The 25,306-nt window shown below is 69.9% G+C and carries 23 protein-coding genes; 16 read left to right on the forward strand and 7 right to left on the reverse strand.

Annotated features, from left to right (window positions below; genetic code table 11):
* The first annotated feature begins 45 nt into the window (after positions 1-45).
* The 9 genes from bchC (at position 46) to pufC (ending at position 8,642) form a co-directional block, all read left to right on the forward strand.
* Positions 46-981 carry a chlorophyll synthesis pathway protein BchC gene (bchC, locus tag ABDK56_RS10225; RefSeq protein WP_349808171.1) on the forward strand — a complete coding sequence of 312 codons (936 nt, stop codon included), beginning with the start codon at positions 46-48 and terminating at the stop codon, positions 979-981.
* Positions 978-1,961: a chlorophyllide a reductase iron protein subunit X gene (locus ABDK56_RS10230; RefSeq protein WP_349808172.1), complete on the forward strand. Its 984-nt coding sequence runs from the start codon at positions 978-980 to the stop codon at positions 1,959-1,961. Before bchC ends, ABDK56_RS10230 begins: the two co-directional genes overlap by 4 nt.
* Positions 1,962-1,985: 24 nt before the next feature.
* Positions 1,986-3,509 (forward strand): chlorophyllide a reductase subunit Y, encoded by a 1,524-nt coding sequence (bchY, locus tag ABDK56_RS10235; protein WP_349808346.1) that lies wholly within the window; start codon positions 1,986-1,988, stop codon positions 3,507-3,509.
* A gap of 64 nt (positions 3,510-3,573) precedes the next feature.
* Complete coding sequence (gene bchZ / locus ABDK56_RS10240; protein ID WP_349808173.1) at positions 3,574-5,019, forward strand: chlorophyllide a reductase subunit Z; 1,446 nt, start codon at positions 3,574-3,576, stop codon at positions 5,017-5,019.
* A 119-nt stretch (positions 5,020-5,138) separates the two neighbouring features.
* On the forward strand, positions 5,139-5,303 hold the full coding sequence (gene pufB / locus ABDK56_RS10245) for a light-harvesting antenna LH1, beta subunit (protein WP_349808174.1): 165 nt from the start codon (positions 5,139-5,141) through the stop codon (positions 5,301-5,303).
* Positions 5,304-5,363: 60 nt separating this feature from the next.
* A complete protein-coding gene (pufA, locus tag ABDK56_RS10250; RefSeq protein ID WP_349808175.1) occupies positions 5,364-5,576 on the forward strand; it encodes a light-harvesting antenna LH1, alpha subunit in 213 nt (70 codons plus the stop codon).
* Positions 5,577-5,674: 98 nt separating this feature from the next.
* Positions 5,675-6,514, forward strand: coding sequence for a photosynthetic reaction center subunit L (gene pufL, locus ABDK56_RS10255; RefSeq protein ID WP_349808176.1), 840 nt, complete (start codon positions 5,675-5,677; stop codon positions 6,512-6,514).
* 11 nt (positions 6,515-6,525) lie between these two features.
* The gene (gene pufM, locus ABDK56_RS10260; RefSeq protein WP_349808177.1) at positions 6,526-7,524 is read left to right on the forward strand and encodes a photosynthetic reaction center subunit M; all 999 of its coding nucleotides are present in this window, start codon (positions 6,526-6,528) and stop codon (positions 7,522-7,524) included.
* Positions 7,521-8,642 (forward strand): photosynthetic reaction center cytochrome PufC, encoded by a 1,122-nt coding sequence (pufC, locus tag ABDK56_RS10265; RefSeq protein WP_349808178.1) that lies wholly within the window; start codon positions 7,521-7,523, stop codon positions 8,640-8,642. The genes pufM and pufC overlap by 4 nt, the downstream gene beginning before the upstream one ends.
* Before the next feature lie 50 nt (positions 8,643-8,692).
* Here pufC and ABDK56_RS10270 read toward each other — a convergent pair whose 3' ends face one another.
* Genes ABDK56_RS10270 through ABDK56_RS10300 form a run of 7 tightly spaced genes read right to left on the reverse strand, consistent with a single transcriptional unit; the run spans position 8,693 to position 15,195 of the window.
* The gene (locus tag ABDK56_RS10270) at positions 8,693-8,959 is read right to left on the reverse strand and encodes a hypothetical protein (RefSeq protein ID WP_349808179.1); all 267 of its coding nucleotides are present in this window, start codon (positions 8,957-8,959) and stop codon (positions 8,693-8,695) included.
* 1 nt (position 8,960) lies between these two features.
* Entirely contained in the window at positions 8,961-9,458 is a 498-nt protein-coding gene (locus tag ABDK56_RS10275; RefSeq protein WP_349808180.1) for a TspO/MBR family protein, read from the reverse strand.
* Complete coding sequence (locus ABDK56_RS10280) at positions 9,455-10,648, reverse strand: geranylgeranyl diphosphate reductase (protein ID WP_349808181.1); 1,194 nt, start codon at positions 10,646-10,648, stop codon at positions 9,455-9,457. Before ABDK56_RS10280 ends, ABDK56_RS10275 begins: the two co-directional genes overlap by 4 nt.
* Positions 10,645-11,943: a BCD family MFS transporter gene (locus ABDK56_RS10285; protein WP_349808182.1), complete on the reverse strand. Its 1,299-nt coding sequence runs from the start codon at positions 11,941-11,943 to the stop codon at positions 10,645-10,647. The genes ABDK56_RS10280 and ABDK56_RS10285 overlap by 4 nt, the downstream gene beginning before the upstream one ends.
* Positions 11,940-12,842 carry a chlorophyll synthase ChlG gene (gene chlG / locus ABDK56_RS10290; RefSeq protein WP_349808183.1) on the reverse strand — a complete coding sequence of 301 codons (903 nt, stop codon included), beginning with the start codon at positions 12,840-12,842 and terminating at the stop codon, positions 11,940-11,942. The genes ABDK56_RS10285 and chlG overlap by 4 nt, the downstream gene beginning before the upstream one ends.
* Positions 12,843-12,890: 48 nt before the next feature.
* Positions 12,891-14,315: a transcriptional regulator PpsR gene (gene ppsR, locus ABDK56_RS10295; protein WP_349808184.1), complete on the reverse strand. Its 1,425-nt coding sequence runs from the start codon at positions 14,313-14,315 to the stop codon at positions 12,891-12,893.
* A 13-nt stretch (positions 14,316-14,328) separates the two neighbouring features.
* The gene (locus ABDK56_RS10300) at positions 14,329-15,195 is read right to left on the reverse strand and encodes a cobalamin B12-binding domain-containing protein (protein ID WP_349808185.1); all 867 of its coding nucleotides are present in this window, start codon (positions 15,193-15,195) and stop codon (positions 14,329-14,331) included.
* Positions 15,196-15,411: 216 nt separating this feature from the next.
* Here ABDK56_RS10300 and bchF point away from each other — a divergent pair, with 216 nt between their 5' ends.
* The 7 genes from bchF to ABDK56_RS10335 are packed head-to-tail and all read left to right on the forward strand — an operon-like array spanning position 15,412 to position 25,296.
* The gene (gene bchF, locus ABDK56_RS10305) at positions 15,412-15,942 is read left to right on the forward strand and encodes a 2-vinyl bacteriochlorophyllide hydratase (protein ID WP_349808186.1); all 531 of its coding nucleotides are present in this window, start codon (positions 15,412-15,414) and stop codon (positions 15,940-15,942) included.
* Positions 15,939-17,207, forward strand: a complete 1,269-nt coding sequence (locus tag ABDK56_RS10310; RefSeq protein ID WP_349808187.1) for a ferredoxin:protochlorophyllide reductase (ATP-dependent) subunit N — start codon at positions 15,939-15,941, stop codon at positions 17,205-17,207. The genes bchF and ABDK56_RS10310 overlap by 4 nt, the downstream gene beginning before the upstream one ends.
* Positions 17,208-17,211: 4 nt before the next feature.
* Entirely contained in the window at positions 17,212-18,735 is a 1,524-nt protein-coding gene (gene bchB, locus ABDK56_RS10315) for a ferredoxin:protochlorophyllide reductase (ATP-dependent) subunit B (protein WP_349808188.1), read from the forward strand.
* Positions 18,725-22,264 carry a cobaltochelatase subunit CobN gene (locus ABDK56_RS10320; protein ID WP_349808189.1) on the forward strand — a complete coding sequence of 1,180 codons (3,540 nt, stop codon included), beginning with the start codon at positions 18,725-18,727 and terminating at the stop codon, positions 22,262-22,264. Before bchB ends, ABDK56_RS10320 begins: the two co-directional genes overlap by 11 nt.
* A 10-nt stretch (positions 22,265-22,274) precedes the next feature.
* Positions 22,275-23,171, forward strand: coding sequence for a ferredoxin:protochlorophyllide reductase (ATP-dependent) iron-sulfur ATP-binding protein (gene bchL, locus ABDK56_RS10325; RefSeq protein WP_349808190.1), 897 nt, complete (start codon positions 22,275-22,277; stop codon positions 23,169-23,171).
* Complete coding sequence (gene bchM / locus ABDK56_RS10330; RefSeq protein WP_349808191.1) at positions 23,171-23,872, forward strand: magnesium protoporphyrin IX methyltransferase; 702 nt, start codon at positions 23,171-23,173, stop codon at positions 23,870-23,872. The genes bchL and bchM overlap by 1 nt, the downstream gene beginning before the upstream one ends.
* Entirely contained in the window at positions 23,872-25,296 is a 1,425-nt protein-coding gene (locus tag ABDK56_RS10335) for a BCD family MFS transporter (protein ID WP_349808192.1), read from the forward strand. Before bchM ends, ABDK56_RS10335 begins: the two co-directional genes overlap by 1 nt.
* Positions 25,297-25,306: the final 10 nt, after the last annotated feature.

Genomic DNA, 25,306 nt, shown 5'->3' on the forward strand with positions numbered 1-25,306 from the left:
AGAGCACCATCAGGGTTCTCGGCCGACGGAGGGCATTCGAGGCGGATGGACTCGCTCGCGGTGATCTTGGATGCCCCGGGACGCTTGTCGATCCGCGCGCTCGAGCTCGTGTCGGGCGGGGCCGACGACGTCACCGTCGAGATCCGCTGGAGCGGGATCAGCACCGGCACCGAAAAGCTGCTGTGGACCGGCGAGATGCCGCCCTTCCCCGGCATGGGTTATCCACTCGTCCCCGGTTATGAGTCGGTTGGCCGGATCGTCGACGCGGGCGCGAACGCGCGCGGGCGGATCGGCGAATGGGTGTTCGTCCCCGGGGCCAATTGTTATCGCGACGCGCGCGGGCTGTTCGGCGGCACCGCCGAGCGGCTGGTGGTCGCATCGGCACGCGCGATTGCCATTCCCGAAGCGCTGGGATCGGACGGGGTGCTGCTCGCGCTTGCCGCGACCGCGCATCACGCGCTGGTCGCCGGGCCGCTGCCCGAGCTGGTCGTCGGGCACGGCGTGCTCGGGCGGCTAATCGCGCGGCTGGCGATCGCGCTGGGCGGCGAGGCGCCGATCGTGTGGGAAACCCGCGCCGCACGCCGCACCGGCGCCGCCGGTTACCGGGTCGCGGCGCCCAAGGACGACGACCGCCGCGACTATCGCGCGATCTGCGACGTCAGCGGCGATCCCGACGCGCTCGACGGGCTGATCGAACGGCTTGCCCCGGGCGGCGAAATCGCGCTCGCGGGCTTCTACGCCCGGCCGCTCCACTTCGCCTTCCCCGCCGCCTTCCGCAAGGAAGCGCGGCTGCGCGTCGCCGCCGAGTTCAAGCCCGCCGACCTCGCCGCGGTCGCCGCGTTGGTCGAGGCGGGCACGCTCGACCTCGGCGGGCTGGTCAGCGACGTGTCGCCGGCGTGGGACGCGGGGCACGCCTACCCGGCCGCGTTCGACAGCCCCGACTGCCTCAAGATGGTCCTCGACTGGAGCGATGCCGCATGACGATGCTCGACGTTCAATCGCTTCGCGACGAAGCCGGCCAGGAACCCGATCCGCCGCACAGCGGCCCGGTGACCAAGGAAACCCAGATCATCGCGATCTACGGCAAGGGCGGCAGCGGCAAGTCGTTCGCGCTGTCGAACCTCAGCTACATGATGGCGCAGCAGGGCAAGCGCGTGCTGTTGATCGGGTGCGACCCGAAAAGCGACACGACGAGCCTGCTGTTCGGCGGCAAGAGCTGCCCGACGATCATCGAGACCTCGGCGAAGAAGAAGCTGGCGGGCGAGGACGTCACCATCGAGGACGTCTGTTTCCAGCGCGACGGGGTGTTCGCGATGGAGCTCGGCGGGCCCGAGGTCGGGCGCGGCTGCGGCGGGCGCGGGATCATCCACGGCTTCGAGCTTCTCGAAAAGCTTGGCTTCCACGAGTGGGGCTTCGACTATGTCCTGCTCGACTTCCTCGGCGACGTGGTGTGCGGCGGGTTCGGCCTGCCGATCGCGCGCGACATGTGCCAGAAGGTGATCGTGGTCGGCTCGAACGATCTCCAGTCGCTCTATGTCGCCAACAACGTCTGCAAGGCGGTCGAATATTTCCGCAAACTCGGCGGCAACGTCGGGGTGGCGGGAATGATCGTCAACAAGGACGACGGCACCGGCGAGGCGCAGGCATTCGCGAGCGCGGTCGACATTCCGGTGTTGTGCGCGATCCCCGCCAACGAAGACATCCGCCGCAAGAGCGCCAACTACCAGATCATCGGCATGCCCGGCGGCGAATGGGGCCCCCTGTTCGAGGAGCTGGCGCTGAACGTCGCCGGCGCCCCGCCGCGCCAGCCGCGCCCGCTCGACCAGGACGGGCTGCTCGGCCTCTTCTCCCCCGACCAAGTCGGCGGCGACATCGAGCTGGTTCCCGCGACCCAGGCCGACATGCGCGGCGGCGTGTTCGAGGTGAAGCCCAGCCTCGAGGTGATTTACGATGCGGTGTGAGGCGTGAGCGACATCGCCCCCGACATGGGCCGCCAGCCCGACCGGCTCGACCTCGCGTCGGGCAGCGGCGAGGGCGCGGGCGGCTGCCACGGGGGCAAGGAGACGATGCGCGAAGCCGCGCGCGCGGCGGGCAAGAGCGAGATCCTCGACCGCTACGCCGCCGATTACCCCCAAGGTCCCCACGACCAGCCGCAGTCGATGTGCCCGGCGTTCGGCTCGCTTCGCGTCGGGCTTCGGATGCGGCGGACCGCGACGGTGCTGTCGGGCTCGGCCTGCTGTGTCTACGGGCTGACCTTCACCTCGCATTTTTACGGCGCGCGGCGATCGGTCGGCTACGTCCCGTTCAATTCGGAAACGCTGGTCACCGGCAAGCTGTTCGAGGACATCAAGGAAGCGGTCGAAGGGCTCGCCGACCCCGCGCATTACGACGTGATCGTGGTCACCAACCTGTGCGTCCCGACCGCGAGCGGGGTGCCGCTGCGGCTTCTGAAGAAGCAGATCAACGGGGTTCGGATCGTCGGGATCGACGTTCCCGGCTTCGGTATCCCGACCCATGCCGAGGCGAAGGACGTGCTCGCCGGGGCGATGCTCGCCTACGCGCGCGAGGAAGTCCAGGAAGGCCCGGTCGCCGCCCCCGCGACCCGCGCCGACCGACCGACGATCACCCTCTTGGGCGAGATGTTCCCCGCCGACCCGGTGGTGTTCGGGCAGTTGCTCGAGCCGCTCGGGCTCGCCGCCGGGCCGGTCGTGCCGACCCGCGAGTGGCGCGAGCTCTACGCCGCGCTCGACTGCGCCGCGGTCGCCGCGGTGCACCCCTTCTACACCGCCTCGATCCGCGAGTTCACCGCCGCCGGGCGGAGCATCGTCGGATCGGCCCCGGTCGGGGTCGACGGCACCGCCGCATGGCTCGATGCGATCGGCGCGGCGTGCGGAATCGCGCAGGACCACGTCGACGCGGCCAAGAACCGCTTCGTCCCCGCGATCCGCGGCGCGCTTGCCGCCACCCCAATCCGCGGACGCGTGACGGTGTCGGGCTACGAAGGCTCCGAGCTTCTGGTCGCGCGGCTGCTGATCGAGAGCGGGGCCGAGGTACCCTATGTCGGCACCGCCTGCCCGCGCACCCCCTGGTCGGATCCCGACCGCGCGTGGCTCGAGGCGAAGGGCGTACGGGTGCAATATCGCGCGAGCCTCGAGCAGGACTTGGCGGCCGTCGACGAATTCCGCCCAGACCTCGCAATCGGCACGACCCCGGTGGTCCAGCACGCCAAGAGCCGCGCGATCCCGGCGCTCTATTTCACCAACCTCATCTCGGCGCGCCCGCTGATGGGCCCCGCGGGCGCGGGTAGCCTGCCGATGGTGATCAATGCCGCGATCGCCAACAAGGCGCGGTTCGACCGGATGACCGGCTTCTTCGAGGGCGTCGGCGCGGGGCACGCGACCGGCATCTGGGAAGAAGGCCGGCTCCCCGAGGACCGGCCGCAATTCAAGAAGAAATATGCCGCGCTCAACGAGGCCGCGCGCAAGGCTTCGGAAGCGGTGGGCTCATGACGCTCGTCCTCGATCACGGCGCTTTTCGATTCGTCGCGATCGTGACGGACGGGGAGGCTCGGCAATGACGCTCGTACTCGATCACGACAGGGCCGGCGGCTACTGGGGCGCGGTCTATGCCTTTACCGCGGTCAAGGGGCTGCAGGTGATCATCGACGGGCCGGTCGGGTGCGAGAACCTGCCGGTGACCTCGGTGCTTCACTATACCGACGGGCTGCCACCGCACGAACTGCCGATCGTCGTAACCGGGCTGGGCGAAGAAGAGCTTGGCCGCACCGGGACCGAGGGGGCGATGCGCCGCGCGTGGCAGACGCTCGATCCCGAGCTTCCCGCCGTGGTCGTTACCGGCTCGATCGCCGAGATGATCGGCGGCGGGGTGACGCCCGAGGGCACCAACATAAAGCGCTTCCTGCCGCGCACGATCGACGAGGACCAGTGGCAGTCGGCCGACCGCGCGCTGACCTGGTTGTGGACCGAGTTCGGCACCAAGAGCGTCCCCGCCCCGAAAGCCCGCAAGGAAGGCGAAAAGCCGCGGGTCAACATCATCGGTCCCGCCTACGGCATGTTCAACATGCCCTCCGACCTCGCCGAGATCCGGCGGCTGGTCGAGGGGATCGGGGCCGAGATCAACATGGTCTTCCCCTTGGGCAGCCACCTCGCCGACGTTCGGCAGCTGGCCGATGCCGAGGCGAACGTCTGCCTCTACCGCGAATATGGCCGCAAGCTGTGCGAAATGCTCGAGCGGCCCTATTTCCAGGCGCCGATCGGGCTCGAATCGACGACCCTGTTCCTGCGCGCGCTGGGCGCGGCGCTGGGGCTCGATCCCGAGCCGTTCATCGAGCGCGAGAAGCACAGCACGATCAAGCCGCTGTGGGACCTGTGGCGGTCGGTCACGCAGGACTTCTTCGCCACCGCCAGCTTCGGCATCGTCGCGAACGAGACCTATGCGCGCGGGATCCGCTATTTCCTCGAGGAGGAAATGGGGCTGCCGTGTCACTTCGCCTTCGGGCGGACCGCGGGGGTCAAGACCGACAACCAGGCGGTGCGCGCGGCGATCCACAGGGCCCCGCCGCTGGTGCTGTTCGGCAGCATCAACGAGCGCATCTATTCGGCCGAGGTCGGCGGGCGCGCCATCTTTATCCCGGCGAGCTTCCCCGGCGCCGCGATCCGCCGCCACACCGGCACGCCGTTCATGGGCTATGCCGGCGCGACCTACCTCGTGCAGGAAGTGTGCAACGCGCTGTTCGACGCGCTGTTCAACATCATCCCGCTGGCGACCCAGCTCGACGCGGTCGAGGCGACGCCAGCCCGCGACCATCGCGAAATGGCGTGGGACGAGGAGGCCAAGGCGCGGCTCGACGCGCTGGTCGAGGCGCAGCCGGTGCTGGTCCGCATCTCCGCCGCCAAGCGCATTCGCGACGCCGCCGAGCGCGCCGCGCGCCGCGCCGGGAGCGCGCGGGTCACCGCCGCCGATCTTGCCGAATCCAACCTCGAAGGAGTGACCGCATGAGCCCCCCTTCAACCCCTCGCCCGCCCCGCGGGCCCCGCAATCCTGCCGGAAAAGGCCGGCCGGATGACGCCGGAGGCGCAAGCCGCCTCTCGCACACCCAAGCAACTGGAGACGGACGTATGAACGATCCAACACCCCGGGATGACCGGTTCGGACTGAGGACCTACCTCACCCCCGAAGAAGCCAAGGAATTCCACAAGCTCTTCATGACTAGCTTCCTCGGTTTCACCGCGGTGGCCGTCGTTGCCCACCTCCTCGTCTGGATGTGGCGCCCCTGGCTGTAACGCCGCGCGGACCGGCGTGGCGCCGGTCGTGACGACGGACTCAAACGAAGGATAAGACCCATGTGGAGAATCTGGCTCATTTTCGATCCGCGCCGCACGCTGGTGGCGCTGGGTGCGTTTCTGTTCGTGCTGGCCCTGCTGATTCACTTCATCCTGCTCAGCACCAACACCTATAACTGGCTCGACGGGCCGAATTCGCGGCAGGGCCACACGGCCGCTGCGCCCGGCGCGATGCCGGCCGCGGCACCGGGCGCGGCAACCCCGGCCGCCTGACCGTTCGGTGTGCGAGAGGCGGCGGCGTTCCGCGCCGTCGCCTCCGACGAAGCGTACATCCAACCATCCCGCCCACGATGGCGGGGGAGGAGTGACTCATGGCGCTGCTCAGCTTCGAGCGGAAATATCGCGTGCGCGGCGGGACGCTGATCGGGGGGGACCTGTTCGACTTCTGGGTCGGCCCCTTCTACGTCGGCTTTTTCGGCGTGGTCACGCTGATCGCCGCGACGCTCGGCACGTTGCTGATCTTCTACGCCGCCTCGCAGGGGCCGACGTGGAACCCGCTCCTCATCTCGATCGCGCCGCCCGACCTCAAATACGGCCTCGCGCTCGCACCGCTGAAGGAAGGCGGCTTCTGGCAGATCATCACCATGTGCGCGCTGACGAGCTTCGTCTCATGGGCGCTGCGCGAGGTCGAAATCTGCCGCAAGCTCGGCATCGGCTATCATGTCCCGGTTGCCTTCGGCTTCGCGATCTTCGCCTATTTCTCGCTGGTGGTGATCCGCCCGATCCTGCTCGGCGCGTGGCACTTCGGCTTTCCCTACGGCATCTTCAGCCATCTCGATTGGGTGTCGAACACCGGCTACCAATATCTCCATTTCCACTACAATCCGGCGCACATGCTGGCGGTGAGCTTCTTCTTCACCACCACGCTCGCGCTCGCGCTTCACGGCTCGCTGATCCTGTCGGCGTCGAACCCGCCGAAGAACGACGACGGGACGCCCGGGCTGGTCAAGACGCCCGAATATGAAGACACGTTTTTCCGCGACCTGATCGGCTATTCGATCGGTACGCTCGGGGTTCACCGGCTCGGGCTGCTGCTCGCGCTCAACGCCGGATTCTGGAGCGCGATCTGTATCCTGATCTCGGGGCCGCTGTGGACCAAGGGCTGGCCCGAGTGGTGGACCTGGTGGCTCAACCTGCCGATCTGGAAGTGAGGGGACGGACGATGGATCTCATTCCTGCCTGGCTTTACCAGCCGCGCTACCAGAACATCTTCACGCAGGTCGAGCTGCGCCACCCGCCCGAAATGGGGGTGCCGCTTCCCGCCAACGAAGAGCGCGGCAAGGGCACGTTTTTCAGCAACCTCGCCGGCAAGCTCGGCCAGGCGCAGATTGGCCCCTTCTACCTCGGCGCGACCGGGCTGGCGTCGATCTTCTTCTTCTTCCTCGCGTTCGAGATCGTCGGGCTCAACATGCTCGCCTCGGTCAACTGGAACCCGGTGCAGTTCGTCCGGCTGCTGCCATGGCTTTCGCTCGAGCCGCCGGGCCCGCAATGGGGATTCAAGCTGTTCGTGCCGCTGGCGCAGGGCGGCTGGTGGCAGATCGCCGGTTTTTGCATGACCACCTCGGTCATCCTGTGGTGGGTGCGCACCTATCGCCGGGCGCGCGCGCTGGGCATGGGGACGCACGTCGCCTGGGCCTTCGCCAGCGCGATCTGGCTGATGCTGGTGCTGGGCTTCATCCGGCCGATGCTGATGGGCAGCTGGGCCGAGGCGGTGCCGTTCGGAATCTTCCCGCACCTCGACTGGACCGCGGCCTTTTCGATCCGTTACGGCAACCTCTTCTACAACCCGTTCCACTGCCTTTCGATCGCCTTCCTCTACGGCTCGACGCTGCTGTTCGCGATGCACGGCGCGACGATCCTCGCGGTCGGGCGCTACGGCGGCGAGCGCGAGCTCGAGCAGATCACCGACCGCGGCACCGCGTCGGAACGCGCGGCGCTGTTCTGGCGCTGGACCATGGGGTTCAACGCGACGATGGAATCGATCCACCGCTGGGCCTGGTGGTTCGCGGTGCTGACCACGCTGACCGGCGGGATCGGCATCCTCTTGACCGGCACGGTGGTCGATAACTGGTATTTGTGGGCGCAGATGCATCATTACGCGCCCTCCTATCCTTCGAGCGGGGTCGTCGACCCGGCCGGCCTGGGGAGCCTCGGCAAATGATGAGAAGCGCTTCGCTCACGCTGGTCGGTGCCGTCATCCTGCTCGGCACCGCGGCCTGCGACCTGCACCAGAAGAGGTCGCTCCAGAACGGCTATCGCGGGACCGGGATGGACACCATCCGCGACAACCTCAAGGCCGCCGCAGCCGACGTCCCCGCCCCGCCCTACGCGCCACCCGCCCCGGGCGGCGCGCCGGCGAGCAGCCAGTACCAGAATCTTCAGGTGCTGGGCGACGTGTCGGCCGACGAGCTCAGCTACACGATGGCGGCGATGACCCAGTGGATCGCGCCGAAGGAAGGCTGCAACTACTGCCACAACCCGGCCAACATGGCGTCGGACGAGAAATATACGAAGGTCGTGGCGCGGCGGATGCTCCAGATGACCCGCGCGATCAATCAGAAGTGGAGCACCCACGTCGGCAAGGTCGGGGTCACCTGCTACACCTGCCACCGCGGCCAATATATCCCGAGCGAGCATTGGAGCCTGCCCGCCGACGACCCCAAGTCGATCGTCGGCAACCGCCATGGGCAGGACAATCCGACCTCCAACTCGGCCTATTCGTCGCTGCCCAACATCGCGGTCGCCGAATATCTGACCGGGCTGAAGACCCCGCGCGACATTCGCGTCGTGTCGAAGACCGAGCATCCGACCGCCGCCGACCAGGTGTCGGTGATGAAGACCGAGGACACCTATGCGCTGATGATGCACATCACCTCGGCGCTGGGGGTCAACTGCACCTATTGCCACAACGCCCAGTCGTTCCAGCAATGGTCGACCAGCAACCCGCCGCGCGCGACCGCCTGGTACGGGATCCGCATGGTGCGCGACATCAACGGCGCGTACATCACCACGCTGGCGAACGTCTTCCCGGCCAATCGCAAGGGCGAGCGCGGCGACCCGTACAAGGTCAATTGCACCACCTGCCACCGCGGGCTCAACAAGCCGCTCGGCGGGGTGGCGATGTCGAAGGATTATCGCGCGCTAACCCACGGTGCCTACGATCAAGTCACCGTCCCCAAGCTCGCCCCGGTGCCCGCGGCGGCACCGGTGCCGGTGACTCCCCCGCCGGCCCCGCCGCCGTCGAAGAGCGCGGCGATCAAGCAGGCCGCCGGCCACTAGGAGCGGCGGCGAGGGGTCAGCGGCTGCCAATCAGCGGCCTTCCTGAGACGTCAGCGCTCGCGTCTCCGCCTCGCCAGGTCGGCGAGGTGAAGCGGGAGGGACGCGGCGAGCAGCCCGGCGATCGCGGGCCAGCCAGCGCCGGTCAGCGCAGCGCGGAGCGCGAGCAGGATCAGCACCGCCGGGCCGAGCAGCAGCGCCACGTCGAGCGCACGCCATCGGGCGCGGCCGACCAGCCACAGCGCCTCGGCCAGCATCACCGCGAGGACGATGTCGACCGCGTGGCCGTTCGCGAACAGGTCGCCGAGCCGGTCGGTCACCTCAGCCGAACGGGCCGTTGAGCGCGACTATCTGCCAGTTGAGCGCGCCCGCGGCGGTGACCCAGGCGAGATAGGGCAGGATGAGCAGCCCCGCGACCCGCGAGCGCCGCCAGCAGGCGACCAGCAGCAGCACGATCGACAGCCACAGCAGCATCAGCTCCCCGAACGCCCAGTCGGGGCGCTGCATGCGAAAGAAGATCAGGCTCCACAATATGTTGAGGAAGCCATTCATCGCGAACATGCCGACCAACAGGTCCGACGAGGCGGTGGTCCTCGACCCGCGCCACGCGGTCACCCCGGCGACCGCGGTGGTGGTGAAGACGATCGTCCAGATGATCCCGAACGCCGGGCCGGGCGGAGTCCAGCCGGGCTTCTTCAAATGCTGGTACCAGTCGCCGAGGTCGGTCACCGTCGCGCCGAGGAAGGCGACGAACATCGCCGCCACCGCCGCGACCAGCACCGGGGGCAGCCAGTTCGGACGCGCCCTCCCCTCGCTCATTGCGGCAGCGACTTCAGTCCGAGGAGGTGCCCCATGTCCTTCACGAAGATTCGCGCATGGGCGAGCGGGCGGGCGCGGACCAGCCGCTTGTGCATATAGGCCTGCCAGGTCAGCTGCTGGACGTCGCGGTCGGCGCACATGTCGACGAACCGCTCGCGCCGCTTGTCGCTACTGTACCAGAAATATTGCATCATCCTGAGCACCCAGAACACCCTGCCGTGCGCGCGCATGAACCCGCGCCGCGCCGCGCGCAGCGCCTTCGGGTTGCCGGTTGCGATGAAAGCGTCGGCCGCGCTTGCCGCGTAACGCCCCGCGCTCATCGCGTAGTAGATTCCTTCGCCCGACGCCGGGGCGACCACCCCGGCGGCGTCGCCCGCGACGAGCACGTCGCGGCCGTTGTCCCAGCGCGCGAGCGGCCTCAGCGGAATCGGCGCACCTTCCTTGCGGATTGTCTCGCACGCGGCCAGCCCAAGCTCGCCGCGCAGGTCGGCGATCGCCTCGCGCAGCGCGAAGCCCTTGTTGGCGCTGCCGGTGCCGATGCTGGCGACCTCGCCGTGCGGGAAGATCCACGCGTAGAAGTCGGGCGAATAGCGGCCCTGGTAGAGCACGTCGCAGCGGCTGGGGTCATAGCCCTGCGCCGTCGCGGCGGGCGAGCGGACGATCTCGTGATAGGCGAAGACGCAGGGGATCCGCTCGGCCCCCGCGATGTTCTGCCGTGCAACCGCCGAGCGCGCGCCGTCGCAGCCGAGCACCAGCCGCGTCGCGACCTCGTGGATCGCCCCACCGCGCGCGTCGCGGTAGGCGACGATCGTCTGCCCGCCGCGCCGTTCGACATGATCGAAGGTGCCGCTCCGCCGTTCGGCCCCGGCGAGCGCGGCACGGGCGCGGAGCCATTCGTCGAAATGCTCGCGGTCGACCATGCCGACGAAGCCGATCTCGCCGACCGGCATGTCGACCGCGCGGTTTGACGGCGCGACCATCCGCGCCGAGCGCGCGCGCGCGACGAGCAGCGAGGCGGGGACTTCGAATTCCTCGAGCAGCTTGGGCGGGACGGCCCCGCCGCACGGCTTCACCCGCCCGGCACGATCGAGCAGCAGCACCTTTCGCCCGGCGCGCGCGAGGTCCCACGCGGCGGTGGCGCCCGAAGGACCGCCGCCGACGACGACGACGTCGAAAAGCTTCGCGTTCATGCCGGTGCCAACCTTTCCATCGCGGGCGCGCGCGCGGCGCGGACCGCCATTGCCGCGGCGGCGACGAACAATGCCGCCTCGATCGAGAAAACCAGGGCGAAGGCCTGACCGTCGACGCCGATCAAGGTGCGCGCGAGATCGAGACCGAGCGCGCCGCTCAAACCGCCGAGCCCGAAGGCGATCGCCTGCGCCGCGCCCCAGACCCCCATTCGCACGCCTTCGCGCCGCTTACCGCCCGCGCCCGCAAGCCCGATCATCGCCCCGACCGCGGCGACCGCGAACACGCCATTGCCCGCGCCGAGCAGGACGACGTTGAGGTCGAGCGGCCACGGCGAGCCGATCCGCGCCGCGCTCGCCAGCCCGGCGAGCGCGAGGGCCGAGGCGAGGCAGCCGCCGACGATCCAGCCGCGAAGCGCGCCCGGGCGGCGCCCGGTAAAGGCGCTTCCGCCGATCCCGGCGAGCAGCATCCCGCAAAGGACGCCGCCATGCTGCAACCCCGACAGGCTGGTCGATTGCGCGGGGGTGAAGTGGAACAGCAGCCCGGCGAACGGCTCGAGGATCAGGTCCTGCATCGAATAGGCGAGCATCGACAGGAAGATGAAGGCAGTGAAGCGTGCCGCGTCGGGGTCGGCCAGCGTCTCGCGCACCGACTCGCCGAACGAGGCGCGCGCGGCGGGCGCCTCGGCAGGACGGGCGGCGGTCGGTTCGAGCCGGAACATCGCCGCGCACGAGATCGACTGCGCCGTCGCCACCACCCCGCCCGCGACCGCCGCGAGCCGCGCCTCGCTGAACGGGTCGAGCAGCGCGCCCGCGCTTCCCGCCGCGACCGCGATTCCGGCGACCATCATGATCCATGTCGCCGCCGCCGCGCCCGACCGGCGTTCCGGCGCGACCTCACTCGCCAGCAGCGCGAGCAGCGAGGTGCCCGCCGCGCCGACGCCTGCGCCGACCAGGCTGAACCCGCCGACCAGCAGCGGGATCGCGAGCCACCGGCCCTGGTCGATCAGCACGGTGCCGCCGACCGCCGCCATCGCGCCCGCGCCGAGCATCGCCATACCGCCGAGGATCCACGGGGTCCGTCGTCGCCCGCGATCCGACCGATGGCCCCACAGCGGACGCGACAGCTGGACTGCGTAATGCCAGGCGACGAGCCCCGCCGGGATCGCCGCCGACAGCCCATATTCGACCACCATCACCCGGTTGAGCAGCGAAGTCGCGAGCATCACGATCGCGCCGATCGCCGCCTGCACCAGCCCGAGACGCAGGATCGACGGCCAGCCGAGCCCCGCGCTCACCAATAACCTCCCAGCCCGAACGAGGCGGCGAGCATCCCGAGCACGTAAAGCGACACGCCGGTCGCGCCGTACCACGGCGCGCGCCCCGCCGGGTCGGCGAGCAGGCGCGGCATCAGCGCGAGCTGGACCGCGAGCAGCGCCGCGACGATTCCCGCCGACAGGTCGAGCCCCCAGCGCGCGAGCAGCGCGATCACTGCGACCTGCGGCAGCGACATCGCCGCGCAGGCCCAGCGCGCCGCGCCGCGGATTCCGAGGATCACCGGGAGCGAGCGCACCCCGGTCGCGCGATCGCCCTCGACCGCCTTGAAATCGTTCAGCGTCATGATCCCGTGCGCGCCCGCGCTGTAGAGCAGCAGGATCGCCAGCACGTGCCCGCCGGGAAGCGCGCCGACCATCACCGCCGCGCCGGTGAACCAGCTCAACCCTTCGTAATTGAGCGCGACCAGCGCCGGGCCGAGCCAGCCGCTGGTCTTCGCGCGCACCGGCGGGGCGCTATAGGCCCAGGCCGAGGCGGTCCCGAACGCGGTCGCCGCGAGCACCCACGGCCCGACCGCGGCGGCGACCAGCAGCGACAGGAGCGAGCCGACCATGGCGATGGCGAGCCCCCAACGACCGGCGATCCGCCCCGAGGGGATCGGCCGGGCGGGCTCGTTGATCGCGTCGACATGGCGGTCGAACCAGTCGTTGACCGCTTGGCTGGTGCCGCACACCAAGGGCCCGGCGAGTGCAAGCCCGGCGACGAAAAAGGGCAGCCGCGCGCCGATCGATCCGCCCGACGAGACGACCCCGCACATGAACGCCCACATTGGCGGGAACCAGGTGATCGGCTTGAGAAGCTGGAGGACGTCGCGGGGCCGCGGCGGCGCGGCTGGACTCGTCGAAATCGTCACCCGCCTCATTCGGGAAGGCTATGCCTGACAGCGCATAGCGTCAAACAATTTTGACAGTCAGTCCTGGTCGGCGACGAGGTTGCCCAGCCCGTAGCGATGGAGCTTGGCATAAAGGCTCTGCCGGCTGAGTCCGAGCACTTCGGCCGCCGAGGCGCGATTGTCCGAGGTATAGGTCAGCGCCGCCTCGATGCACAGCCGCTCGATCAGGTCGGTGCTTTCGCGGACGATGTCCTTGAGGCTCATCCGCCCGACCAGCCCGGTCAGCTGTTCGACCGAGCGCGGCAGGTCACGCGCGCTCGGCGGCAGCTCGCTCGCGCGGCGTCCGACGCGGCGGATCGAGAAGCCGAAATAGGGCGCGTCGTCGCTTCCGGCGCGGACCGCGGACAGCTCGATCGGCTCCTCGTCGACGGCGTTCGCCGAGCGGACGATCGTGCCGAGGTTGCGGACCTCGCCGTGGCGCGCGAGCTGGCCCTCGACGAGGTCGAGGTCGACCCCGGGGCGGCCGACGAGGTCGCCGAGCGCGCGGCCGACGAGCTGCGATTCGCTCGCCGCGCCGGCGAGCTCGACGAACGCCGGGTTGGCGGCGACGATGAGCATCGCCCGGTCGGTCAGCACGAAGGCGTCGGGCATCCGGTCGATGACGTCGAGCGTGACCCGCTCGCGCGGGTCGGCTTTCTGGTCCGGCCGCCCGAGCCGGACGAGCAGCAGCCGCCCGCCCTGCTGGCGAAAGCCCGACGCGCTGATCGCGAGCGCGGGGCCGCCGCGCGCGAGCCGGACGCTGGTCGGGGCGACCGTGCCGGCGCTGCTCGCCGCGCCGAGAAAGGCGATCAGCGGGTCGCGCGAGGCGGGGGCGAACAGCGCGGCGATCTTCTGGCCGACGAGGCGCCCCGGCGCGGCGTGGAGCGCGAGATGCGCCGCCGGGTTGGCTTCGCGGACGGTGAAGTCGTCGGCGTCGACGATCAGCACCGGCTCGCTCGACAGGTCGAACAGCAGGCGGTAGCGCGCCTCGGTCTGGCGCAGGCGAAGGTAATCGCGCTCGAGCGACTGCTGGGTCTGGAGCAGCCGCTGCTGGAGCTCGGCCGACCCGCGCATGTCGTGGCCGATCGCAAGCAGCGCGCCCTTCTCGGCGAGCCCGACGACGAGGTAGCGCACCGGGATATCGCCGCGCGGCGAGGGATGGTTGACCTGCCGCCAGCGCGCGAGCTCACCCCTGCGCGCGGCGGCAAGCATGTCGGCGATCTTGGGACGGCTTTCGACCGTAACCGTCGAGGCCCAGTCGCGTCCGATCCAGTCGGTCAGCCCGGGAAAATCGGCCGGGTCGGCGGACCCGTCGAGGATCTGCCCGGCGGCGTTGAGCAGCAGGCTGACGTCGCCCGCGGCCATCGCCAGCATCGCCGATTCGCGCGACGCGAAAGCGCTGGCGATCGCGCCCGGATTACGGAACGGCTGCTTTCCAGCGATGGACGGTTCCGGGACGCTCAATCGATCCTCTCGACTAGTGAGGGTTCAGGGTGAGGCGGCGACCAGCGTCGACCAGCCGGTCGGCGAAGGCGAGCGCCGAATAGGCGTCGGGCGCGGTGCCGTCGGCGCCGCATTCGTCGGCCAGCGACGGGTCGAGGTTCACCAGCCGCCCGCCGATCATGATCTTGACCTGCCCGTTGTGCGACACGCCGCGGATCGCCGACACCAGCTTGCGAAGCTCGCCGCTAGGGCAGTCGCGACTGACGGTCAATCCGACGAGGTCGAACGGCTGCGAGCCGACCGCGGCGAGCAGGTCGTGGCGGGTCGGCTCGATCAGCACCTCGCTGCGCCAGCCGCCGCGGGTGAACACTTCGCCGATCATCAGCGTGCCGAAGCTGTGCTGTTCGCCGGGCAGGGTCGAGAATAGCGCCGACGGCCCGTCGTTCGACGCGCCGGTGGCGGGCGGGGCGCGCCACGCGAGCTCGCGCATCACCTGCTGGAGCCGCCACAGCCCCATCGTCACGTCGACGAAGCTGCATTCATCTTCTTCCCACATCCGCCCGAGTTCGCGCGCCGAGGGCGCGAGCAGGTCGACCAGCACCGATCCCGGCTCGACCCCGCGCGACAGCAGCGCGTCGACCCGGTCGACGAGTTCGTCGGCTTCGAGCGTGAGCGGGAGCCGCGCGAACTCGGCCGCCTCGACCGGCGAAACCGCGCGCGAGGAAGACGGCCGAACGATCTCGACCGGGCGGTGCGAGGCGATCAGTCGGGGGATGATCTCGCCCTCGATAAGCGCGGCGAGACTCGAGCGAAGCGGATCCGGGGAGACGCGGGCGGGCGATCCTCGCGACGGCGTGGCCGGGCGGGACCTTCCCTTTTCTACGCCATAGGCCGTGGCCATTCAGACTCTCCCGGGTCTGGGGCGGCGCGGATCGCGTCAGGCCGAAACGGGTCGCATTTTCTTTATGCGCGACTCTGCCCCGGTCAGTCGACCCTACGCAGTTTTCCTTATCCATGCAAACCAAGTTGTCAGGCTTGCCTGTCGTCAACACAGATTGACACTTCATCGGCGCGAGGCGTAGGCTCCTGCCTTGGCCGAGTGGAGGTATCCGCGAGCATGACGGGGCGCGACGGCGGGTTTGAGCCCTTCGACGGAGGACGGACCACCGCCTTCCGCCGCGCCGCGCTCTACACCCCCGACGAGCGACGCCGCCGCGACGAGTCGGGCTGGACGATCGTCCAGGGCGTGCTTGCTCCGATCCAGTTCTTCGTCTTTCTCGCCAGCCTGGCGCTGGTCCTTCGTTATCTCGCGACCGGGCAGGGCGCGGGGCTCGCCGATGCCTCGATCGTGGCCAAGACGATCACTCTCTACACGATCATGATCACCGGCTCGATCTGGGAAAAGATCGTGTTCGGCAAGTGGTTGTTCGCGCGCGCCTTCTTCTGGGAAGACGTCTTCTCGATGCTCGTGTTGGCGCTGCACACCGCCTACCTAGTGATGCTGTTCGGCGGGATCGGGACGACCGAGCAGCGGATGCTCGTCGCGCTCGCCGGCTATGCCGCCTACGTCGTGAACGCGACCCAGTTCCTGTTGAAGCTTCGCGCCGCCCGGCTCGAAGCGCCGCGACTGGCGGAGGCGGCGGCATGAACGCGATCGCCCCGATCGGCGAGCGCGCCCCGGTGCTCCGCGAACGCGGACAACGCGAAGTCTTCTGCGGGCTGACGGGTATCGTCTGGCTCCACCGCAAGATGCAGGACGCCTTTTTCCTGGTGGTCGGGTCGCGCACTTGCGCGCACCTGCTGCAATCGGCCGCCGGAGTGATGATCTTCGCCGAGCCACGCTTCGCCACCGCGATCATCGAGGAGCGCGACCTCGCCGGCATGGCCGACTGCATGGACGAGCTCGACCGCGTCGTGCGCCGCCTGCTCGACCGGCGGCCCGACGTGAAGACGCTGTTCCTCGTCGGCTCGTGCCCGTCCGAAGTGATCAAGCTCGACCTCGCCAAGGCGGCGACACGCCTAAGTGCGACCTTTTCGCCCGCGGTGCGGATCGTCAATTACACCGGCAGCGGGATCGAGACGACCTTTACCGAGGGCGAGGACAGCTGCCTTGCCGCGCTAGTCCCCGACATGCCCGCCGAGGCGGCCGATGCCGCGCCCGCGCTGCTCGTCGCGGGGTGCCTGCCCGACATCGTCGAGGACCAGTTCGCGCGGATTTTCGCCGAGCTGGGGATCGCGCGCGTCTCCTTTTTCCCGCCTCGCCAGTCGCGCGCGCTGCCCGCGGTCGGGCCGAATACGCGGGTGCTGCTAGCCCAGCCCTTCCTGACCGAGACCGTGCGCGCATTGGAAGGCCGCGGCGCGACGCGGATCGACGCCCCCTTCCCGTTCGGCGCCGAGGGCACCACCGACTGGCTCGGTGCGGCGGCGAGCGCGTTCGACGTCGACCCGGCCTGCTTCACCAAGGCGGTCGCGCCGGGCCGCGAACGCGCGATGCGCGCGCTCGAGGATGCCCGCGCCAAACTCAACGGCAAGCGGATCAGCTTCCTGCCCGACTCGCAGCTCGAAGTGCCGCTCGCGCGCTTCCTGTCGAGCGAACTGGGAATGATCCCGGTCGAGGTCGGCACCCCCTATCTCAACCGCCAGCTGGTCGGGGCGGAGCTGGCGCAGCTTCCCCCCGAGACCCGGATCAGCGAGGGGCAGGACGTCGACAGGCAGCTCGACCGGGTCCGCGCCGACCGGCCCGACCTCACCGTCTGCGGGCTCGGGCTCGCCAACCCGCTCGAGAGCGAGGGACTGGCGACCAAATGGGCGATCGAGCTGGTGTTCTCGCCGATCCACGGGTTCGACCAGGCGGGCGATCTCGCCGAACTCTTCGCGCGGCCGCTCCGCCGCCGCGACCTATTGCGAGTATAGCGCGATGCAGCTCGCCGTCTGGACCTACGAGGGACCGCCGCACGTCGGGGCGATGCGCGTGGCGACGGCGATGGAAGGGCTGCACTACGTGCTCCACGCGCCACAGGGCGACACCTACGCCGACCTGTTGTTCACGATGATCGAGCGGCGCGGGAAGCGCCCGCCAGTGACCTACACTACCTTCCAGGCGCGCGACCTTGGCAAGGACACCGCCGACCTGTTCCAGCGAGCGGCGCGCGATGCCTATGCGCGCTTCCAGCCGCAGGCGATGATCGTCGGCGCGAGCTGCACCGCCGAGCTGATCCAGGACGATCCCGCCGGTCTGGCCGAGGCGATGCAGCTGCCCTGCCCGGTCGTCCCGCTCGAGCTCCCAAGCTATCAGCGCAAGGAGAATTGGGGCGCGGCCGAGACCTTCTACCAGCTGGTCCGCGCGCTTGCCGACACGCGCGTGACGCCCGCCCCGCGCGAGGGCCGCCGCCCGCTCGCCAACCTGCTTGGACCGAGCGCGCTCGGCTTTCGCCACCGCGACGACGTGATCGAAGTGACGCGGCTGCTCGACGCGCTGGGGATCGACGTCAACCTCGTCGCCCCGCTCGGCGCGACCCCGGCCGACTTGGTGCGGATCGGCGCGGCTGACGTCAACGTGCTGCTCTATCCCGAGGTTGGGGGCGAGGCGGCGCGCTGGCTCGAGCGCACGTTCCGACAGCCGACGATCCGCACCGTCCCGATCGGGCTCGGCGCGACCCGCGAGTTCATCGCCGAGGTCGCCGCCGCGACCGGGGGCGACCCCGCCCCCGCGCTGGCCGACCCGGGCTCGCGCATGGGCTGGTGGAGCCGGTCGGTCGATTCGACCTACCTCACCGGCAAGCGCGTCTTCATTTTCGGCGACGCGACTCACGCCGTCGCCGCCGCGCGGATCGCTAGCGAGGAGCTTGGCTTCAAGGTCTGCGGGCTCGGTTGCTACAACCGCGAATTCGCCCGCGAACTGCGCGAGGCGGCGGCGCGGTACGACGTCGAGCCGCTGATCACCGACGATCACCTGGCGGTCGAGGAGGCGATCGTCGCCGCCGCGCCCGAGCTGGTGCTCGGCACCCAGATGGAGCGGCACATCGCCAAGCGGCTCGGGCTGCCGTGCGCGGTGATCTCGGCCCCGGTCCACGTCCAGGATTTCCCCGCGCGCTATTCGCCGCAAATGGGGTTCGAAGGCGCGAACGTGATCTTCGACAGCTGGGTCCACCCGCTGGTGATGGGGCTCGAGGAACATCTGCTGACGATGTTCCGAGACGATTTCGAATTCGCCGACGCGAACGGGGCGAGCCACCTCGGCCCGCACGCCGCCGCGCCGATCGAGATCGCGGTTCCGGCGGCGGGCGACTGGTCCGACGACGCGGAGCGCGAATTGCGCAAGATCCCCTTCTTCGTTCGCGGCAAGGCCAAGCGGAACACCGAGGCGTTCGCCGCCGAGCGCGGGATCGCGCCGATCACGCTCGACACGCTCTACGACGCCAAGGCGCATTATGCCCGGTAGCGCGCTCCCCCCGGTGCGGGTCGCGATCGTGACCCTCGACAATCACCTGAAGGGCGCGGTCGACCGCGCCAACGCAGTGCTTGCCGCCGAGCGCATTTCGATCGGCCTCCACGCCGCCTCCGACTGGGACCGCGATCCCGCGCGGCTCGACGCGGCGAAGGCGGCGATCGGGGAGGCCGACATCGTCATCGCCACGATGCTGTTCCTCGACGACCATGTCCGCGCGATCCGCCCGGCGCTCGAGGCGCGGCGCGAGCAGTGCGACGCGATGCTGGGGATCATGGCGGCGGGCGAGATCGTCAAGCTGACCCGCATGGGCGGCTACCGGATGGACGCGCCCGCCAAGGGACCGCTCGCGCTGCTCAAGCGGCTTCGCGGATCCGGCAAGCCGGGCACGAGCTCGGGCGCGGGGCAGATGAAGATGCTTCGCCGGCTGCCCAAGATCCTGCGCTTCATCCCCGGCACCGCGCAGGACGTGCGCGCCTATTTCCTGACGCTGCAATATTGGCTGGCGGGGTCGGAGGACAATGTCGTCGCGATGGTCCGCGCGCTGGTCGACCGCTACGCCGACGGGCCGCGCGCAAGCCGCCGCGGCACGACCCCGGCGGCCGCGCCGATCGAATATCCCGAGGTCGGCGTCTACCACCCGCGCACCGCGCAGCGGATCAGCGAAAGCGTGCGGCTGCTCCCGCGCCAGCGCGAGGCGCGCGGCCGCGTCGGGCTTCTGCTGCTTCGCTCCTACCTGCTCGGCAACGACGCGCACCATTACGACACGGTGATCGCGGCGTTCGAGGCGGCGGGGCTCGACGTCGTCCCGGCCTTCGCCAGCGGCCTCGACGCGCGCCCGGCGATCGACAAGTTCTTCGTCGAAGGCGGCAAGCCGTGCATCGACGCGATCGTCAACCTGACCGGCTTCTCGCTGGTCGGCGGGCCGGCCTATAACGACAGCGCGGCGTCGGTCGAGACGCTGGCCAGGCTCGACCTCCCCTACATCGCCGCCCACGCGCTCGAGTTCCAGACGCTTGAGGAATGGCGTGAGCGGCGGCAGGGACTGCTCGCGCTCGAGGCGACGATGATGGTCTCGCTCCCCGAACTCGACGGCGCGACCGTGCCGAGCGTGTTCGGCGGGCGCAGCGATGCCGAGGGCGGCGCAGTGCGCGCGATGCGCGGCGATCCCGAGCGGGCGGGCGCGCTGGCGGCGAAGGTCGCCAGACTGGTCGCGCTCCGCCGGTCGGCGCGCGCGGACCGCAAGCTGGCGATCGTCCTGTTCAACTTCCCGCCCAATTCGGGCGCGACCGGAAGCGCGGCGCATCTCGCGGTGTTCGAATCGCTCCACGCGACGCTTCAGCGGCTGGCCCGCGAAGGCTACGCCGTCGACGCGCCGCAGAGCGTCGAGGCGCTGCGCGACGCGATCCTGGCGGGCAATCGCGAGCGGTTCGGGGCCGACGCCAACGTCGCCGCGCTGGTCCCCGCCGACGCGCACGTCCGGCGCGAGCCGCACCTCGCCGCGATCGAGGCACAGTGGGGCCGCGCGCCGGGGCGCGCGCAGAGCGACGGCCGCAACATCCACCTCTATGGCGCGACGTTCGGCAACGTCTTCGTCGGGGTCCAGCCCGGGTTCGGCTACGAGGGCGACCCGATGCGGCTGCTGTTCGAGGGCGACTTCGCCCCGACCCACGCCTTCGCCGCCTTCTACCGCTGGATCCGCGAGGATTTCGGCGCGGCGGCGGTGCTCCACTTCGGCACCCACGGCGCGCTCGAATTCATGCCCGGCAAGCAGGCGGGGCTATCGGGCGACTGCTGGCCCGAACGGCTGCTCGGCGACCTGCCCAACTATTACCTCTACGCCTCGAACAACCCGTCGGAAGGATTGCTCGCCAAGCGGCGGTCGGGGGCGACACTGGTCAGCTACCTCACCCCGCCGCTCGCGCAGGCGGGGCTGTATCGCGGCTTCGCCGAGCTGAAGGCGAGCGTCGAGCGGTGGCGCGCCGCGACCGACGCCGCCGAGCGTGCGGCGCTGGCCGAAACGATCGCGGACCAGTGCGAGGCGCTCGACATCGAGGGCGGCGATCCGGGTGTGCTCGGCGAACGGCTGTACGAGCTCGAGCGAACGCTGATCCCCCACGGGCTGCACGTGCTCGGCGCGCCGCCAGAAGGACCGGAATTCTCGGCGATGGTCGACGCGCTCGCGGCGGCCGATCCCGCGACCGACCGCGCCACCGTCGAGCGCCGCCTCGCCGACTGCGACGAGCTCGGGGCGATCGTCCACGCGCTCGACGGCACTTACGTCCGCCCCGCGCCGGGCGGCGACGTCATTGCCAATCCCGAGGTGCTCCCGACCGGGCGCAACCTTCACGGCTTCGACCCCTTCCGCCTGCCGAGCCGCTTCGCGACCGAGCAGGGACGGGTCCAGGCCGAGAGCCTGCTGGCGCGCCACGTCGCAGGCGGGGCGCGCTTCCCCGAGAGCCTGGCGATGGTGTTGTGGGGCACCGACAACCTCAAGAGCGAGGGCGTGCAGATCGCGCAGGCACTGACGCTGATCGGCGCGCGGCCGCGGCTCGACGGATACGGGCGGCTTGCCGGGGCCGAGCTGATCCCGCTGGCCGAGCTCGGACGCCCGCGGATCGACGTGGTGATGACGTTGTCGGGGATCTTCCGCGACCTCCTGCCGCTGCAGGCGCGGATGCTGGCCGAGGCGGCGCTGCTCGCGGCGCAGGCCGACGAGCCGGCCGAGATGAATTTCGTTCGCAAGCACAGCCTGGCGCACGCCGCCGAGCATGGCTGCGACCTCGAGACCGCGGCGCTGCGCGTCTTCTCGAATGCGGAAGGGGCCTATGGCGCCAACGTCAACCAGCTGATCGACGGCGGGGTGTGGACCGACCCCGACGAGCTCGCCAACGCGTTCGAAACCCACAAGGGCTTCGCCTATGGCGTGAAGGGCGCGCCCGCGCCGCAGCGCGACCTGCTGCGAAGCGCGCTTCGCGATGTCGAATTCACCTACCAGAACCTCGAGAGCGTCGAAGTGGGCGTCACCGACCTCGACCAATATGTCGACGGGCTCGGCGGCATCGCCCGCTCGATCGCGCGGGCCAAGGGCACGGAAGCGCCGATCTACATCGTCGATTCGACCCAGGGCGCGACCCGGGTGAGAACGCTCGCCGAACAGATCGACCTCGAATCGCGCACTCGGACGCTCAACCCCAAATGGTACGAGGCCATGCTTCGCCACGGCTTCGAGGGCGTCCGCCATATCGAGAGCCATGTGACGACGACGATGGGCTGGTCGGCGACCACCGGCCAGGTCGCGCCGTGGGTCTACCAGCGGATCAGCGAGACCTTCGTGCTCGACGCCGAGATGCGCGCGCGGCTGGCGGCGCTCAACCCGGTCAGCTCGGCGCGGGTCGCCAGCCGTCTGCTCGAGGCGTGCGAGCGCGACCTGTGGCGGCCCGACGCGGCGACGCTCGCCGCGCTGAAGCTGGCCAGCGAAGATTTGGAAGACCGCCTCGAAGGCGTGATCGCGGCGGAATGAGGAAACCGACATGAACCTGATCAACCCCCGCTCGACCTTCACCCCGCCCGACGGCGAGGGATCGGTGCAGGTCAAGCTCGACCCCAAAGACCGGATCGGCACCGCCAAGGTGTTCGCGGTCTACGGCAAGGGCGGGATCGGCAAGTCGACCACCTCGTCGAACCTGTCGGCGGCCTTTTCCAAGCTCGGCCACCGCGTGCTCCAGATCGGCTGCGACCCCAAGCACGACAGCACCTTCACCCTCACCAAGAAGCTGATGCCGACGGTGATCGACGTGCTCGAGACGGTCGAGTTCCACAGCGAGGAGTTGCGCCCCGAGGACTATATGTTCGAGGGCTACAACGGCGTGATGTGCGTCGAGGCGGGCGGCCCGCCGGCGGGCACCGGGTGCGGCGGTTACGTCGTCGGGCAGACGGTCAAGCTGCTCAAGCAGCATCACCTGCTCGAGGATACCGACGTGGTGATCTTCGACGTGCTCGGCGACGTCGTGTGCGGCGGGTTCGCCGCGCCGCTCCAGCATGCCGAGCGCGCGCTGGTGGTCGCCGCCAACGACTTCGATTCGATCTTCGCGATGAACCGGATCGTCGCGGCGATCGGTGCGAAGGCGAAGAATTACGAGGTCCGGCTGGCGGGGGTCATCGCCAACCGCAGTGCCCAGACCGACGAGATCGACCGGTTCAGCGACGCGATCGGGATGAAGCGGCTGGCGCATTTCAAGGACCTCGACGCGATCCGCCGCAGCCGGCTCAAGAAGTGCACGCTGTTCGAGATGGACGAGACCCCCGAGGTCAAGGCCGCGCAGGAGGAATATGTGCGGCTGGCCGAGCTGCTTTACGCCGGGGTCGACCCGGTCGAGGCGAAGCCGATGAAGGACCGCGACATCTTCGACTTCCTGGGGTTCGAATGATGGCGAGCCAGGCGCCTTCCACCTACGACCTCAGCCGCGACCGGTTGACTGCCTATTTCGACGGCACGGCGCGCAAGGCGTGGGAAGATCTGACCGGCGACGCGAAGGTCAGCGGGATCCGCGCCACCGTCCGCGCCGGGCGCGATTCGATGCGCGCCGCGCTGCTCGGATGGCTGCCCGACGACCTCGGCGGTGTCCGGCTGCTCGACGCCGGTTGCGGGACCGGGGCGCTCAGCGTCGACGCCGCCGCGCGCGGGGCGTCGGTCACCGCGATCGACGTTGCCGGCGGGCTGGTCGACATCGCCGCGCGGCGCGCGCCGTCTTTTCCGGGCGAGGGACGGATCGATTGGCGCACCGGCGACATGCTCGATCCCGCGCTCGGCGACTATGACCATGTCGTGGCGATGGATTCGCTGATCCATTATTCGCCGCGCGACCTCGTCACCGCGATCGTGGCGCTCGCGCCGCGCTGCCGCCGCTCGATCCTGTTCACCGTCGCGCCGAAGACCCCGCTGCTGACGCTGATGCACCGCGCGGGCAAGCTGTTCCCCCGCGCCGACCGCTCGCCCGCGATCGTGCCGGTGGCCGAGGGTAAGCTTCGCGCGATGCTCGGCCCGATGCCCGGCTGGCGGATCGCACGGAGCCACCGGGTCAACAGCGGCTTCTACATGAGCCATGCGTTCGAGCTGGTGCGCGACTGATGCTCGCCAACGCTCGCCTCGCCTCGAAATGGAGCCGGGTCGCGGTGAGCTGGCTGCCGTTCGCCGATGCCGCGAGCGCCGACCTGCCGCTGGCTCGGCTGCTGCGCCTGTCGCTGTTCCAGGTGAGCGTCGGCATGGCGATGGTGCTGCTTAACGGCACGCTTAACCGGGTGATGATCGTCGAGCTCGGGCTGCCGATGTGGCTGGTCGCGCTGATGATCGCCGCGCCGCTGCTGTTCGCCCCGCTGCGCGCGCTGATCGGGCACAAGTCGGACACGCACCGCTCGATCCTCGGCTGGCGGCGTGTGCCCTACATCTGGTTCGGGACGCTGATGCAGTTCGGCGGGCTGGCGATCATGCCGTTCGCGCTGCTGCTGATGCGATCGCCCGCGACCTTCCTTCCCGGGGCGGTGGCGAGCGGGCTGGCGTTCGTGCTGACCGGCGCGGGGCTGGCGACGACCCAGACCGCGGGCCTCGCGCTGGCGACCGACCTCGCCGCTCCCGCCAAGCGCCCGCGCGCGGTGGCGCTGCTCTACGTCATGCTGCTGGTCGGGATGATGATCACCGCGCTGGTGATCGGGCGGCTGCTCGCCGACTTCACCCCGACCCGGCTGGTCCAGGTGATCCAGGGGACCGCCGCGCTGACCTTCGTCATCAACATCGTCGCGCTGTGGAAGCAGGAGAGCCTGCAGCCGCGCGGGGCTGTCCCGCCGCCCGCGCTGCCCTTCGCCGAGGCGTGGCGAACGCTGCTGGTCGAGCCGCACACGCTTCGCCTGCTGGTGGCGATCGGGCTCGGCGCGGCGGCGTTCGCGATGCAGGACGCGCTGCTCGAACCGTTCGGTGGCGAAATCCTCGGCATGGGGGTCGGCCAGACCACCGGGCTGACCGGGGCGTGGGCGTTCGGGACGCTCGGCGGGTTCGCGCTCGCGGCGCGGCTGCTCGACCGGCAAGTGCTTCCGCTGCGGATCGCGGGCTTCGGGCTGGTCAGCGGGATCGCCGCCTTCCTGATGGTGCTGTTCGCCGCGCCGCTGGGCGAGGTCGCGCTGCTGTTCGCCGGCGCGCTGGGGATCGGCTTCGGGCTCGGGCTGTTCTCGGTCGGGACGCTGGTGTCGGCGATGGCGCTGGCGAAGGACGGCACCGCCGGAATCGCGCTCGGCGCATGGGGCGCGGTGCAGGCGACCTCGGCGGGGGTGGCGATCGCGCTCGGCGGGGTGATGCGCGACCTCATCTCGCGCGCGGCGGCGAGCGACGAGCTCGGCGCGATGCTCGCCAATCGCACGACCGGCTATGCCAGCGTCTACGCGTTCGAAATCCTCTTCCTCGTCGGCGCGCTGGTCGTGCTCGGCCCGCTGGTCGGCCGGGTCGGCGGCGGTTCGCCTTCGCTCTCTCACGGCCGCTTCGGCCTCACGCAATTCCCCACATGATCGGGCGGGA

The organism is Sphingomonas sp. ASV193 (assembly GCF_040203355.1).
GTDB lineage: Bacteria > Pseudomonadota > Alphaproteobacteria > Sphingomonadales > Sphingomonadaceae > Sphingomicrobium.